The organism is Aquibacillus kalidii (genome assembly GCF_014280935.1).
Lineage (GTDB): Bacteria > Bacillota > Bacilli > Bacillales > Amphibacillaceae > Aquibacillus_D > Aquibacillus_D kalidii.
Genome location: NZ_JACLZI010000061.1, coordinates 169,361 through 184,995 on the forward strand (window position 1 = coordinate 169,361; position 15,635 = coordinate 184,995).

The 15,635-nt window shown below is 36.8% G+C and carries 12 protein-coding genes and 1 riboswitch; of the genes, 8 read left to right on the top strand and 4 right to left on the bottom strand.

The window, feature by feature from the left end:
* Positions 1 to 8: 8 nt before the first annotated feature.
* Positions 9 to 1,496, top strand: a complete 1,488-nt coding sequence (locus tag H7K77_RS18395; RefSeq protein WP_186580043.1) for a glutamate synthase subunit beta — start codon at positions 9 to 11, stop codon at positions 1,494 to 1,496.
* A gap of 176 nt (positions 1,497 to 1,672) precedes the next feature.
* Positions 1,673 to 2,524: an STAS domain-containing protein gene (locus H7K77_RS18400; protein ID WP_186580044.1), complete on the top strand. Its 852-nt coding sequence runs from the start codon at positions 1,673 to 1,675 to the stop codon at positions 2,522 to 2,524.
* An 86-nt stretch (positions 2,525 to 2,610) separates the two neighbouring features.
* Here the strand turns inward: H7K77_RS18400 and H7K77_RS18405 are convergent, their stop codons facing one another.
* The 4 genes from H7K77_RS18405 to H7K77_RS18420 all read right to left on the bottom strand — a co-directional run bounded on the left by H7K77_RS18405 (position 2,611) and on the right by H7K77_RS18420 (position 5,878).
* Positions 2,611 to 3,090: a hypothetical protein gene (locus tag H7K77_RS18405; RefSeq protein ID WP_186580046.1), complete on the bottom strand. Its 480-nt coding sequence runs from the start codon at positions 3,088 to 3,090 to the stop codon at positions 2,611 to 2,613.
* A gap of 167 nt (positions 3,091 to 3,257) precedes the next feature.
* Positions 3,258 to 4,259, bottom strand: a complete 1,002-nt coding sequence (locus tag H7K77_RS18410) for an aliphatic sulfonate ABC transporter substrate-binding protein (RefSeq protein WP_186580048.1) — start codon at positions 4,257 to 4,259, stop codon at positions 3,258 to 3,260.
* A 97-nt stretch (positions 4,260 to 4,356) separates the two neighbouring features.
* On the bottom strand, positions 4,357 to 5,106 hold the full coding sequence (locus H7K77_RS18415) for an ABC transporter permease (RefSeq protein WP_186580049.1): 750 nt from the start codon (positions 5,104 to 5,106) through the stop codon (positions 4,357 to 4,359).
* A complete protein-coding gene (locus H7K77_RS18420; protein ID WP_186580051.1) occupies positions 5,090 to 5,878 on the bottom strand; it encodes an ABC transporter ATP-binding protein in 789 nt (262 codons plus the stop codon). The genes H7K77_RS18415 and H7K77_RS18420 overlap by 17 nt, the downstream gene beginning before the upstream one ends.
* Before the next feature lie 140 nt (positions 5,879 to 6,018).
* A riboswitch (SAM riboswitch) is annotated at positions 6,019 to 6,106 on the bottom strand.
* Between the two features lie 283 nt (positions 6,107 to 6,389).
* On the opposite strand from H7K77_RS18420, the gene hemG reads away from it, so the two are divergent.
* The 6 genes from hemG to H7K77_RS18450 all read left to right on the top strand — a co-directional run bounded on the left by hemG (position 6,390) and on the right by H7K77_RS18450 (position 15,469).
* Positions 6,390 to 7,781: a protoporphyrinogen oxidase gene (gene hemG / locus H7K77_RS18425; RefSeq protein ID WP_186580053.1), complete on the top strand. Its 1,392-nt coding sequence runs from the start codon at positions 6,390 to 6,392 to the stop codon at positions 7,779 to 7,781.
* A gap of 68 nt (positions 7,782 to 7,849) precedes the next feature.
* Complete coding sequence (gene galU / locus H7K77_RS18430; protein WP_186580055.1) at positions 7,850 to 8,722, top strand: UTP--glucose-1-phosphate uridylyltransferase GalU; 873 nt, start codon at positions 7,850 to 7,852, stop codon at positions 8,720 to 8,722.
* Positions 8,723 to 8,945: 223 nt separating this feature from the next.
* Entirely contained in the window at positions 8,946 to 9,269 is a 324-nt protein-coding gene (locus H7K77_RS18435) for a hypothetical protein (protein WP_222599447.1), read from the top strand.
* Between the two features lie 1,114 nt (positions 9,270 to 10,383).
* Positions 10,384 to 10,524 carry a hypothetical protein gene (locus H7K77_RS18440; RefSeq protein ID WP_186580059.1) on the top strand — a complete coding sequence of 47 codons (141 nt, stop codon included), beginning with the start codon at positions 10,384 to 10,386 and terminating at the stop codon, positions 10,522 to 10,524.
* A gap of 84 nt (positions 10,525 to 10,608) precedes the next feature.
* Positions 10,609 to 15,225, top strand: a complete 4,617-nt coding sequence (gene essC, locus H7K77_RS18445; protein WP_235988997.1) for a type VII secretion protein EssC — start codon at positions 10,609 to 10,611, stop codon at positions 15,223 to 15,225.
* Positions 15,218 to 15,469 (top strand): methyltransferase, encoded by a 252-nt coding sequence (locus tag H7K77_RS18450; protein WP_186580063.1) that lies wholly within the window; start codon positions 15,218 to 15,220, stop codon positions 15,467 to 15,469. The genes essC and H7K77_RS18450 overlap by 8 nt, the downstream gene beginning before the upstream one ends.
* Positions 15,470 to 15,635: the final 166 nt, after the last annotated feature.

Sequence of the window (15,635 nt, forward strand, 5' to 3'; positions counted from 1 at the left end):
GGTAAAGAATGGGAAAAATTACTGGTTTTAAAGAGTATAAAAGGCAAGCTACACCAGAACGTGACCCGTTAACCCGTACCAAGGATTGGAAAGACTATAAACTTCCACAAGCTGAAGAAGAAGTGAAAATCCAAGGTGCGCGCTGTATGGATTGCGGCATTCCAACCTGTCATACGGGAACGGATATGAATAAGTTGACCACAGGATGTCCGGTTAATCACCTGATCCCAGAATGGAATGACCTTGTCTATCAAGATCAATGGAAGGAAGCATTGGACCGTGAGCATGAGCGTAATAACTTTCCAGAGTTTACAGGGATTGCGTGTCCTGCACCGTGTGAAGGGTCTTGTGTACTCGGGATTAACGAACCTCCCGTTGCCATCCGATCCATTGAGAGAGCTATTATTGAGAAAGGCTTTGACGAAGGTTGGGTAAAGCCAGAACCACCTAAGATACGAACAGAGAAACAGGTTGCGGTAGTGGGATCAGGGCCTGCAGGATTGGCAGCTGCTGCACAGTTAAATAAAGCTGGCCATCATGTCACAGTTTTTGAACGTGATGATCGAGTAGGTGGATTATTAACATACGGAATTCCAGAAATGAAGCTCTCTTATGATGTTGTAAAACGTCGTGTTGATATTTTGGAAAAAGAGGGTATCACTTTTAAGACGAATGTCGATGTAGGGAATGACTATCCAGTGGATGATTTAGAAGAAGATTTTGATGCTGTCATTATGTGTGGTGGTGCTACCAATCATCGGGATTTAGTAGTTGAAGGTCGGGAGCTAAAAGGGGTTCATTTTGCAATGGATTTCCTTCATGCCAACACCAAAAGCCTGCTTGACTCCGATCTAAAAGATGGAAACTATATTTCTGCTAAAGACAAGGATGTTATTGTCATTGGTGGTGGTGATACTGGTACCGATTGTATTGCAACAAGTCTACGTCACGAATGCAAAAGTCTAACTCAATTTGATTATAATGAAAGAAAACCAGATGAGCGTGATGATACGACTAACCCATGGCCGCAATGGCCAGTGATCCATCGTGTTGAATATGGACATAAGGAAGCGAAAGCAGTATTTGGCGAAGATCCTCGTGCTTACCAGGTATTAACGAAAAAGTTTGTAGGTGATGAGAGTGGTCATATAAAAGAAGTCCACACCGTAAATGTTGAGCAATATATTGACGAAAATGGGAATCGAATGAAAAAAGAGATTCCGGGTACAGAAAAAGTGTGGCCAGCTCAGCTTGTGCTGTTAGCAATTGGTTTTACTGGTCCTGAGCAAGGATTAATAAAAGAGATGGGTGTTAAAACCGATCCGAGATCTAACGTTAAAGCAGAATATGGACAATACAAAACAAATAAGAAAGGTGTATTTGCGGCAGGAGATATGCGAAGAGGCCAAAGTTTGATTGTCTGGGCAATTAATGAGGGAAGAGAAGCAGCAAGAGAATGTGACCGTTATTTAATGGGGGCAACTCAATTACCATAGAAGGAAAGACTGTCTCATTAAAGGTGGGGCAGTTTTCTTTTACTCCAAAGACTATAAAATACGCTCATTTGGTGTCTGGTCATTGTTATTCTCATAAGGCTTTGTTACTATTTAATGTAGAAGTGTTAGTTGGAAAAAGATAGCAAAAAAGGCCTTTTAGGTTTTGGGGGGACAATATGGGAGAAAGCGTGCAGAATACCCTTACTTCTTTTAAATCACTCGAGGAAGTATCATCATCGGTATTAAAAAATATCGCAGAAGTACTTAATGTCAACACGGTCTATTTGGCCAAAAGAGAAGAATATGGGATGGATGTAAAAGACGTTTATAGTTTACGGGAAGAAGTCGTACAAAAAGGAATGACTGTAGAATATAAAAAATCCTACTGCCAGTTTGTTATGGACAGTAATGAAGCAGAATTTTTTTCTTCTGACCTTATCAAGGACGAAAGAACGTCACATGTTGAATTGGCTAAGGAGTTAGGATTTCATACTTTTCTGGGAGCGACGCTGTATGACCGTGATCATAAACCATTTGGAACCTTATGTTTGGCTGATAACGAAGTAAAGCGTTTAACTAAGGAGCAAATCTCACTCTTTAAGAATATGGCTAGCCTATTAAACTATATTATTAGCTTGGACCAGGCTAATTATCGAATGGATATGCTTTCTACACCAGTTGTTCCAATCACTACGGGTGTTGTTGTATTACCGTTAGTAGGTACTTTTGATACGAATAGGGTGGAGTTACTTGCAAAAAATATCTTGTCCCACTGTTCAACTAGTAGCATAGACTACTTTATGATCGACTTATCGGGAATTGCAGAAATTGACGACTTTTTTGTTATTCACTTTTATAAGGTGATAGAATCGTTAAAAATAATGGGTGTGAGACCTGTATTGACAGGTATTCAACCAGATGTTATTTTGAGCAGTTCCATTACTCTCCACGTTTCTAATTGTTTTGAAAATGTGATGATAAAATCAACGGTAGAAGCTGCTTTGAGAGAGCTTGGAATCATTACTTAAACTAAATTAAACCCCTTACTAAATTTAGTAGGGGTTATATGATTAATATAGGTTCAAAATTCACTTAAGTTTACTAATCTTTGTGACTATTTGTTTGATTCAATAGAATTACCCATCCATGTTTTCTCATACAAAATTTGAAAGATATATAACAAATTAGCTTTAAATAAGAAAATTAATAAAAGTTGGTATTTTTTCAGTCTAACAAGTGCACCAATTCCAAGTTTTTTTAAGTAGTCAATCAAAACAAAGGAAAAGAAAGCATCAATAAGAAAATTAATCAACATATATAACAGGTACTTTCCATATGTAAATTTCATAATCCACATCGAACCGATAAAAAATGGCCCCCAAATTAATGGTAATTCCCCCGAAAAATTAGGCGTTATTTTTTCAAAGAACCACCACCATTTTCTTTTTCTAGCTAATATACTTTCAGCTTTTACGATTAGCGAGATAAAGATAGAACTGCATATGAAGCGTTTGACTGTCTTTTTACCTAGCAGAGGGAATGAAAGCCAAGGTAACACCAACATTCCAAGTAAAATTAACTTGTTCCTTTTCATACCACCACATCCTTTTAAGATATGATGTGTTATTTTAGGACAATTATACGAGGTTTCCCCCTTTTGGTGCCTGTCACCACCCGAATTTTGTCGAGTGGAGGATACGTATTTGATACAACATAAAGGTGCCAGACGGTTGTGTCTGGCACCTTTTCCATTCACCATTATTAGTCAATGAATTGTGTGTCGATTAAGTCAGAGAAGTCTGGTTTTTCTGTTAAGAACTCTAGATTATAAGAAGAATCACCAAACTCTTGGATTGCAGCTGCATCCACTTCATATGTGAAGCCAATACTTTTCCATGCACTGTCAATTACTTCTTTACTCAACTCTTGATCTGTTACTTCTTTAATATCGTTAATAGCAATCGTTTTTGCTTCTTCTGGATTTTCATTAATAAATTTAGTTGCATCCTTATGCGCATCTACAATCTTTTGTACTAATTCTGGGTCTTGCTCAATCAGTTCCCCAGAGGCAACTAGTACAGAAGCGGGTAGTGTTGTTCCCCAAGAAATTTCACTTGCAGGAATGATTACCTTTGCCCCAGCTTCTTGTTGTAAAACAGATGCCCATGGTTCAGGGGCAACGGCTACGTCTACTTTTCCAGTTTCAAACATAGCTTGATATGTTGCAGGTTTACCTGTTTGGTGAATCATAGTACCGCCAATACGTTTAGACGTAATGCCAAGTTCATTCATGAAATTCTCAAATTGAACGTCGTGTGTACAACCAACTCGTGGTGTAATATATGTTTTTCCTGCGATATCCTCAGCTGTTTCGATCCCACTACCTTCTCTTGCAAGAATTACTGTACCACCAGTTGACCCAGCACCAATAATTTTCACATCGGTACCAGTAGTGTAGTTATTCATTGCAGGTCCAGGTCCAACTAACCCAGCTTGAATTTCACCAGTTTTTAGTGCATTCATAAAAGCAGAACCATCAGGGAATGTTTGGTACTTAATCGTAACATCATCACCCAATTGTTCTTGGTAATATCCTTCTGACTTTGCTACCATAGCTGGTACGTGGTTAATGTTAGGAAAATACCCAATTGTTACTACTTGTTTTTCCCCTTCAGAAGAAGATGACGATGATGAACTACCGCAGCCGGCTAAGACGCCAACAAACAGAATAGCTGTTGCTAATAAAATAAGTGCTTTTTTCATAATAAATTGCCCTCCTATAAATTCTTAAGATGTTAAAAACATTCTTCTCTATTTAAAAAAATAACTTAACATACTTATAAACCACGTCTGCTCAAAATTACAGTCCCCAACGTCTTGCTACAGACTTTTCAATACGTTGGAAGATGAGTTGATCAACAATTGCTCCAATTACACCAATGATAATCATGACCCCAATTACTAAGCTCATATTTCCAAAATCAGATGCATACCTAAGTGTGTATCCAAGTCCAGGCCCTGTTGTTAACAGTTCCCCAGCAATTAATGCTCTCCATGCAAATGCCCATGCAAGTCTCGTACCTGTAACAAAATAAGGAATAGAGGCAGGGAATACAACTCGGATAAACAAATCAATTCCTTTAGACCCCATCGTTTGCGCTGCTCTAATATAAAGGGGTGATACATTTTTGATTCCTGTTCGAACATTTAATGCCATTACAAATGTACCGCCTAAGACAACGACAAAGATAACTGCTTTATCATTTAGTCCGAACCACATCATCGCAAGTGGCAACCAGACAATACTTGGTACACTTTGAAAAGCTAAAAGCATCGAACCAATTGTGTCGTCCGCTGTCTTCGATTTTGCGATTAAAACCCCTATTCCAGTACCGATTACTAAGGCAATCACTAAACCGATTGCAAGTCTTCTAAAGCTTGCAACTAAATCGTAAATTAATGTCATGTTTTGAATGCCATCAAATAAAGCAATTGCAACATTAGTAGGTGATGGGAGGATGAGCTCTGCCCATAACCCCATTCTCGAGCCTAATTCCCATAAGCCTAAGATAACAACAATAAATATAAATCTTTTAACGACTGGCTTCATGGCTTAATTCCTCACTAACTACTTTATCTATTTCTTTTTTCAAATAACGCATAATTTTTTCTTCAATCGCAAGCATTTCTTCTTTGTGTTGATCTCTCGGACGTGGTAGGTCTACTTTAATATCTGTTAACACAATTCCAGGACGTGTACCCATTACAATAATTCGATCTGAGAGCTTTATAGATTCCGAGATACTGTGCGTCACAAACAATATTGTCTTTTTTGTTTCTAACCAAATGTCCTCTAACTGTCCATGTAATCGAGTTCGCGTTTGTTCGTCTAAAGCACCAAACGGTTCATCCATTAATAATGTTTCTGGGTTCATCGCTAGTGCTCTGGCGATAGCAACCCGCTGCTGCATTCCACCGGACAATTCATGTGGATAATGGTTTAAGTAATTACCGAGTTGAACCATCTGTAGATACTTCTTTGCTTGTGCCTCAGCTTCTTCTTTTGCCATTTCTTTTTTTAAAGGAAACATCACGTTTTCAAGGACATTAATCCAAGGAAAAAGTGCTGCTTGTTGAAAGACCATACCACGGTCTTTCCCTGGCTTTTTAACAGTTGTTCCATCCACTATGATGTCACCACTTGTAGCCTCAGTTAATCCAGCAACAATCGATAGAAGCGTAGATTTACCACAACCAGAAGGTCCCAGAATCGAAACAAATTCACCCTTTTCAATTTGTAGGTCTATATCCTTTAGTACGGTTGTTGGTTTCTCGTCTTTATCTAAAAACTGTTTATTTAATTGATTTATAGATACAAACATCGTTTATCACACCTATTCGTATAATTCTTATCAAATTAATCGGAATTAAACCGAGGGAAATTCACAAATTGGTTCAAGGTCCGCTAAGTCGCAAAAAAAGACCCTATCCAATAAGAAGGTCCTGAATTTAATCACTAATCTTCTTATCTATTACTAGAATTAGCACCATGCTTTAGCTGGTTGCTGAGGTGTCATTGGGCTAGATCCCTTAACCTCTCTTGATAAGTTTATGGAAATAAATTATAAGCTTTATAAACTATAACGTAAAATGACAGATAATTCAAGGGGAAAACTAATTTTAATGTATGGCTATTCTGATAAGCCAATCTCTTATAACCCTGTAAAACGATTGTATTTTTAAAATCATGGATATAGAACAATCTACTTGTAAAGTATGTAATGGAATTGTAAAAGTGTATATATTTTGAACATTAGTTAATGAATGACGTATCTAACTTTAGATATGTTAAACTTTTAACATGTCTAAATAATAATCTAGAGGTGTATATAAATGGAGACCGTTTTAGTTATAGGTGGCGGTATTACAGGGTTATCAGCTGCACATGAATTAGATAAATGGAAAAAGCAAAATGCCAGTGATATCAGACTCATGCTTGTTGAAGCGAATAAATTGCTTGGAGGTAAAATTCATACTGAAAAACAAAAGGGTTTTGTGATGGAAACGGGAGCAGATTCCATTGTTGCTCGAAAAGAAAATGTAATTCCATTCATCGAGGAACTAGGCCTAGAATCAGAAGTCGTGTACAATGCCTCGGGTAGTTCATATCTATATATCGATGGCGAATTAAAACAAATACCGACAGATGCTGTGTTTGGTATTCCAGCTGGTCTAGAGTCTCTAGTTAATAGTACGCTCGTATCAGCTGAAGGAAAAGTGGCTGCATTAAAGGATTATTACACACCAAATGACTCCTTTACAAAAAAAGATTCGGTAGGCTCCTTTTTGGAACATTTCCTTGGGAAAGAACTAGTAGAAAAGCAGATTGCACCTGTACTTTCGGGAGTATATTCTGGATCTCTTCATGATTTGACGATAGGCGCGACGCTACCATATTTATTAGATTATAAAAAGGAATATGGAAGCATAATGAAAGGCGTAGAAGCAAATATGGAAAGGTTCAGAAGCGGTGGTGACAAAAAGTTTATTTCCTTCCAGGGTGGAATGAGTATATTAATCGATACGTTGGAAAAGAAATTAGCCAACGATGTTGATATTTTAAAAGGCGTAAAAGCAACGAGTATTCTAAAAAAAGAAAACGGGTACCAAGTAACCTTTGATAACGGGGAAATAGTGAAGGCACAACATATTATTTTAAGCATTCCAGATGAAGTAGCAGCAGATTTGTTTGAAGATAATCAGCTTCAAGCAAAATTTGAACCGTTTAAGAGTAGCTCGCTCATAAGTATTTACTTAGGTTATAACGTTCCAGATTCCGTGCTTCCAACTAATGGAACAGGTTTTATTACGGCTAGTAGTGATGAAGTTGTCTGTAATGCGTGCACGTGGACGAGTAAAAAGTGGGAGCATACATCGGATGAGAGTAACTTACTCGTGCGTCTTTTTTATAAAAGTAACCTTCCGATCTTTGAAAAAATGAAATTCATGTCAGAAGAAGAGCTTTTTAACTTTGCTCGTGGGGATATTAAGAAGGCACTAGGATTAGAAGTAGATCCAGTAATAAGTGAAGTAACAAATTGGTCAGATAATATGCCTAACTATCAAAAGGAGCATGCAGATGTTGTTCAGGATTTGGAAGCTGAATTGGAAACCAATTATCCCGGAATTTATATCGCGGGTTGCTCATACTATGGAGTTGGTATCCCTGATTGTATTAAAAACGGAAAGGTTACTGCGGAAAGGCTAATAAAAGACATGCATTAAATACTGTTCATTCCAGTCCCGGAGTCGTATGATTAAAGGTAGTTATCAACGAATGGAGGAAATTCAGAATGGTAAAGAAAGTTAAAAAAGCAATTATTCCAGCTGCTGGGTTAGGGACAAGGTTTCTTCCTGCTACGAAAGCAATGCCGAAAGAAATGTTACCAATTGTGGATAAACCAACTATTCAGTACATTGTTGAAGAAGCAGTGGCTTCTGGGATTGAGGATATCATAATCGTAACCGGAAAAGGAAAGCGAGCAATTGAAGATCATTTTGATGCAGCACCTGAATTAGAAAGAAATTTAGCTGAAAAAGGAAAGCTCGATTTACTGGCCAAAGTTCATCATTCATCCGTTTTGGCTGATATTCATTATATTAGACAAAAAGAGCCAAAAGGTTTAGGTCATGCTGTCTGGTGTGCTCGTAATTTCATCGGGGACGAGCCTTTCGCCGTTTTACTTGGGGATGATTTAGTACAGAGTCAGGTTCCAGCTCTGAAGCAGATCATTAACCAATATGAGGAGACGGAATCCTCGGTTATTGGTGTTCAAGAAGTAGAGTATTCGGAAACACATCGATATGGAATTATTGATCCGGGAGAAAATGTTGGCCGTAGATACCAAGTCAACCATTTCGTGGAGAAGCCAAAACAAGGAACAGCTCCATCTAATTTGGCGATAACAGGTCGTTATGTCTTCACACCAGAAATATTTGGCTTTTTAGATAAACAGCAAATTGGTGCAGGTGGAGAAATTCAACTAACGGATGCCATCCAAATGCTTAATCAGATTCAAAACGTTTATGCGTATAACTTTGAGGGCGATCGTTATGATGTTGGGGAAAAGCTAGGGTTTGTTAGAACGACGATTGAATTTGCACTTAAGGATAAAGCTATTGGTGAAGAAGTACAACGAATAATAAATGAGTTATCAAAAAAGTGAATAAGATGTTTGCTCAAAAGGATTTCCGAAATACTAGGGAATCCTTTTTATTTATACAAACAGTACTAAAATTACTATTACGAACAAAAAGACGATCATTAGCACTATTTGACTACCTCCCTATTAGAAAATTAACCGTAATTTCCTATTTCATCTATTTGTAAAAAGATGTAAGTTTAACATAGGTGTGTTTTGACGCTAAAGTATTTGTAAAAGTAGGTGAATGAAATTGGGAATTAACGTTAGTGCCGCAAAATATCAAGCAAATTCCATCCATAGAAACGCTGATCAATTAAGAGGTGTGAAAACTAAATTAAATGGTTTTCTGCAAAATGTTAATCATGGATGGAAAGCGGATGAGATAACTTATATTAATGCTGCAGTTAGTAAAATTAACAGTGAGATTAGCAGACTTTCTTCTGAATTAGATTCTGTTGGATCCGACATTGTTTCAACTGCTTATGAAATAAAGCGAGAGGAAGAAGCAAGAGAACGTGCAAGGTTGGAGCGCCTTGAAAGATTAAGAGAGATGAAGCAAGCTGACTAGAAGGAGGATTTTCTTGGGTGAAATAGATATAAAAGTCGATTATATTTATAATATAATTACACAGTTTCCTTCTACATACAACACCATTCCCAACGTAGAAAATCACCTCGAATCAATCAGAAACCAAGTTGACTGGAATTTTTCGCGGTTACTATGTTTGGAGGCTTAATTGGTCAAACGCTTGGAAATTTTGGGTGTAACTTAGATTTATACATTGCGTTACTTTTCTGTGTAGGACTCCAATACGGAATTGCAATGGTTGGCCTGAGTTTTTCCTCATTTCCTATTGCAAATTCAGATTCAAATCTTTCATTGTAGAAATGCCTGAGAGTTGGAAAAATCGCAAAATTAACTAAACAATCAAACAAAAACTCTTTTCAACTACCAATCCGGAGTTTGAAAAGAGTTTTTTTAATAGTTATACATAATCACCTATATTCAAGTATATCGAACTCGAGACTTTTAACAGATGTAAAATAAGTATATATCCTCATGAAATGTATTTAACCGTATTAACTATGGTGACAATAGCCCCCTTCACATTTAAAAACTAGAACTTTTTACCTGTTTATAAAGGAATAAAATTAACTAATTTTACCTATTCATTTCAAATGGTATAAGATGTAAATTTGTTTTAGGCTGTTTTCCATTATTTTCATAACTATATATATTTTTTAACTTCAACGATTTGATGAATTTAATAGTATTGTGTCGACTTTAATCAGACAATACAGAAACCTCATGTATTTTATCCCCAATAGTAAATTAGTAATGTTTTACCATACAAAAATGAGAAATCAGGGGATGTAAATAATGAACATTAAACGATGTCCATGTACTTCAAAATGTCATTAGTACGATAGTCAAGTTCGATGGGATTTACAGTACAGGTTGATAAAATCAATACCATAAATTAATCCACAGAATACACTTTTTATGTTCAGCAAAATGCTGTAGTTAATATAGACAAGGATTTAGAGGGAATACATAAGGTTCTAAAGCTTGTGTAAAAGTTCAGTAACTCTCCTTAACAGAACCCTTTTTAAATATTTATTTTGATGTTTACGGTGATGGAATCATAGGTGTCAATGCTCCAATCTATAGTATTGATAATGTGATTTCCATATGTCTGTTTGGCGATTTAGAAAAAGATACAGAGGTTGGTTTTCGATTATTAATTGATTACATGGATGAGCAAAATCTTAAACAAGTAACACCAATGTTTCCTGTTGTCTCAGGGGACGAATCTTTTTAATATGTATTTCTTAAGACTGGGGTTAAGCCAATCCAGTAAACATAACCAAAGGGTAACCTAAGTTTAGGATTTCGCAGGGGAGCGATGAAATTGATATTAACGTTATTTGATCAAGGTAAAGCACTAAATTTGGTTTTACCTGAAACAATTACTGGTAGATACATACTTACGACCGTTGATGATAAGGAGCAGTCTGTAGACTTGATGGCAATAGAAGCAGAGGACGGAGTTTGGTATTTAAAATCAAACAAAACTGCTTTTTTAAAAACGACAGACAACCAAATCTTAATTAATACAGCGATAAAGCCTTATCAAACATACACAATATTTAGGGATAATCAATCAGCCCCTGCACTATTATATGTAGAGCCTTCAGGTACTCAGGACAGAAATGAGTACACTAAGCATTATGTTACTTCCAATAGTATAAAAATAGGTCGTGCTAAGGATTCCCAGATTTGTTTTGCAAATAAACTAGTATCTAGTTCTCACTGTGTAATTGAATTCAATCAAAATGCAGCTGTAATCAAAGATTTACATAGTGCAAATGGGACCTATGTTAATGGTGAGCGAATTGAGGAAAAGGAGTTAATCGTCGGCGACGTTATCTATCTAATGGGTTTGAAAATTATTTATAATGGTAGACTTCTCTCTCTAAATAATCCAGATTTATCTGTTTTTTTAGATAAACATGCCTTTCAACCTTACCAACCTGAAGAACCGGTTATGGAAGATGAGGACGAGTTAGATGACTTTAATGTGGAAGAAGAAACAAAGGATTTATTTTATCGTTCCCCACGATTTAAGCGTGATATCGAAAATACTGAAATCAAGATTGATCCTCCTCCGCAACAAAATAACATGGAGGAGACTCCATTAATGTTGATGCTAGGTCCATCTATTACGATGGGGATGGCTTCTTTATTTACTGGTTTATTTACTTTACAAAATGTAATGCGAACTAATGGCGATATTATGTATGCTCTACCGACGCTGATGATGTCTTTAAGTATGTTACTTGGGACAGTGTTATGGCCTATTCTTACGAAGAAGCATGAGAAGAAAAAGAAAAAAGAAAATGAAAAAATAAGACAAGAAAAATATAAAAAGTACTTAGAAGATATGAAAGTTGTCATTGAGGAGGAATGTAGGCACCAAAGTGAAATACTCCATGAAAATCATATTCCACTTAATGATTGTATTAACAGAATTCGCATCCGTGATCGAAATTTATGGGAAAGAGTAATTGGACAGAATGATTTCTTGAAATTGAGACTCGGCATAGGCGATGTCCCTTTAAATGCGGAAATTAAGTTTCCGGAGAAGAAATTCTCATTAGATGACGACAATCTTCAAGATGAACTATATAAATTAGCTGATACACCAAAGACATTAAAGGATGTTCCAGTTACGCTTTCCTTAATTGAAGAGCCGATTACGGGAATTATTGGTAAACGGAAATTAGTTCAAGACATGGTTAAAGGGCTAATTTTTCAATTGACAGCCTTACATAGTTACGACGAGTTAAAACTAGTATTTATTTATGATAAAGATGAACAAGATGTATGGCAATTTCTGAGATGGCTACCTCATGTATGGGATGAGGGAAAAGCAGTCCGTTTTGTTGCGTCCGATGCTAATGAAGTGAAGGAGTTATCAGCTTATCTGGAAAAAGAGATAAGCCGTAGATCTGAATTTGATGGAAACGAGTTAGGGGAACTAACCCAACATTATGTGGTCTTTTCTATGAACAAAGCACTGGCATCAAAGGCAGAAATGATCAATCTATTATTAAAAGAAAAGAAAAATATCGGTTTTAGTTTACTAACGTTATATGACGAGTTGAAGGATCTACCAAAAGAATCGACGATGGTTGTCGAATTAAACGACGAAACATCAAAAATTTATGACAAAGACGATATCACAGGTCAATTTACTGCGTTTGATGTGGATGTGTACATGCCAGAGGATGCAACTGATTTAGCGGTTCAACTTGCGAACATCCAGCTATCTAGTTCTGTGGAAGAGTACACATTACCTGAGATGCTTACCTTTTTAGAAATGTTTGGTGTCGGTAAAATTGAACACTTAAATGCACTTACACGATGGAAAGAAAATAATCCTACCTTGACGATCGAAACTCCAATTGGTGTCCGCACCTCTGGCGAATTGTTTAAACTGGACCTTCATGAGAAATACCATGGTCCTCATGGTTTAATTGCCGGTATGACAGGTTCAGGTAAGAGTGAATTTATTATGACGTTTATTTTGTCACTTGCCGTTAATTACCACCCAGACGAAGTTTCGTTTATTTTAATAGATTATAAGGGTGGTGGGATGGCCAATGCATTCCATGAACTACCTCACCTGGCTGGAACGATTACTAACTTGGACGGTGCAGCAGTCAAGCGATCGCTAATCTCGATCCAAAGTGAACTAAAACGTCGCCAAGCAATTTTTAGTGAAACTAGTAGACGTATAAACGAGAGTAATATTGACATATACAAGTACCAGAAACTTTATCGAGAAGGTGTAGTTACTGAACCGTTACAGCATTTGTTCATGATTTCAGATGAGTTTGCTGAGTTAAAAACACAGCAACCAGAATTCATGGATCAATTAGTTTCTGCTGCGAGGATTGGTCGAAGCCTTGGTGTGCACCTTATTCTTGCTACACAAAAGCCTTCCGGTGTTGTTGATGATCAAATTTGGAGTAACAGTAAATTTCGTATTAGTTTAAAAGTACAAGAGAAGGCTGACAGCATGGAGGTTATTAAACGACCTGATGCTGCTGAGCTCTCAACAACTGGACGCTTTTACTTGCAGGTCGGTTATAACGAAGTATTTGAACTTGGTCAGTCTGCCTGGGGTGGAGCACCATATTATCCAACTGACAAGGTGGAAAAGTCTAAGGATGATAGTGTAGTTGTGATCGATAACTTGGGTCGCGTTATTAAAAATGCGCGATTAGAGAAGCACACAAAGGTAAAAAATCCACCAAAACAGCTTGATGAAGTAACCAAGTACTTAGCTAGTTTAGCTGCAAAAGAAAAGATTAAAGTGAAGCAACTATGGTTAGAGCCAATACCTGAGCATATTTATCTTGATAATTTACTTAATAAATACCCATCTCTTGAGGATAATGCAACTGTGCTTAACCCGATTATTGGTGAATATGATGATCCGGCTAATCAAAAGCAAGAGGTACTTCGGATGCCTATCACAGAGGATGGAAATTCGATTATCTACGGTGTGGCAGGCTCTGGGAAAACAACTTTCATTTCAACATTGGTTTACTCACTAATGGAGGCTCATACACCAGATGAAGTGAATCTCTATTTACTTGATTTTGGTTCAGAAACGATGACGTGGTTTAAACAAGCGCCACACATTGGGGATGTCATGCTATCTAATGATAGTGAAAAAATCGCGAACTTATTTAAGATGTTGGGCAGTGAAATTGAAAAGAGGAAGAAGCTATTCTCGAATTATGGGGGGGACTTCTTAACCTATAACAGGCAAGCAGCTGATAGCCTTCCATCTGTTGTTGTGATCATACATAATTATGCTGTCTTCTCTGAGATTTTTGAAGAATATGAAGAAACCGTATCATTTTTAACGAGAGAGGGAACCAAATATGGAATCTACTTTATCGTTACTGCATCTAATACGGGAGCAATTCGTTTTAGATTACTACAAAACTTTAAGCAAATGTATTTATTGCAGTTGAATGACCCTTCTGACTACTCAGGTGTAATAGGGAATGTAGATGGTGTTTATCCTTCGAAATTTAAAGGGAGAGGGATATTCAAAACGGATGAGGTTTATGAGTTTCAAGTAGCAAAGATTTCTGAACAAGTGGAAGATAATTATCAGTTCATTACAGAGTATTGTTTAAATTATCAAAACAGGTGGGGGAAGTCGGGAGCTAAAAAGATCCCTACTCTTCCAGCGCATGTAGATGTTGAATATTTGTTAGATGAAATTCGAAATAAGCAATCCATGAGGCTACCAATTGGCGTAGAGAAACAATCGCTTGAGATCTGTAACTTTAACTTTGAAAGTTACATTAACCTAGTACTTGCGAGTAGTGGAAGTGACTGTAGTCCGTTTATGGAGGGCTTTGCCAATTTACTTTCTATTGGAACAGAGCGTGAAGTTATTGTACTTGATCCTAGTGAGAACTTTGATTCTACGTTGCACAGTAGTTATCAATATGTTTCAGGACCTACGCAACTTGAGAACAAAGCTATTCAGTTATTTGATACGCTTGTACACCGAAATAACACGCTAAAGGATGCTATAGAAAATGGTTTAGAGAAACCAGTCTTTGATGACATAGTTTGTTTAATTGATTCATTCTCAGAGCTCCAAAACTATTTATCTGATGACAGCCTGGACAAATTGAAGGTGTTCCTGGATAAAGGTGAAGGCCTTCAAGTAACGATTATTATATCAGATAGTCCTGATAAGCTTAATACGTTTTCTTTTGATGAATGGTATAAAAAACATGTGTCACTAAGTGATTTAATATGGATTGGTAATGGAATTACTGATCAATTTGCATTGAAGTTAAAAATGTCAACGGAACTGTATAAGGAAATACCAGAAGAATTTGGCTATGTAGTAACAAAAGGTAATCCAAGACTTGTTAAATTACTAACTACTACCGCTACTGAGGAGGAGCTAGTGTATGGATAAGGTCTTAGTAGAAATATATGTTCCTGCATCCAGTCAAACCTTTGATGTGTTTGTCCCTATAGAAAGTAAGATACATGAAGTGGTGCACCTTGTATCCAATACAATGACAGAACTTTCTCAAGGGTATTATCGAAGTACGAAAGATACAGTGTTGTGTGAAAGGGATACAGGAATCATTTTAGACATCAATGCTACGGCGGAGGAAATAGGATTAATAAACGGTTCAAAGTTGATGTTGGTTTAAATGAAAATACTATTGTGGATTACGAGGAGATTCTGTACAATCAAGCACCTTTAATTTTGTTTGTCATGAACATGTACTAACTAATTGTTACTTGCTCACCCATTGGCATCGTATTGTAATGCCAATGGGGAATATGATCATCATCTTTTAAACATCATGAGGGTGA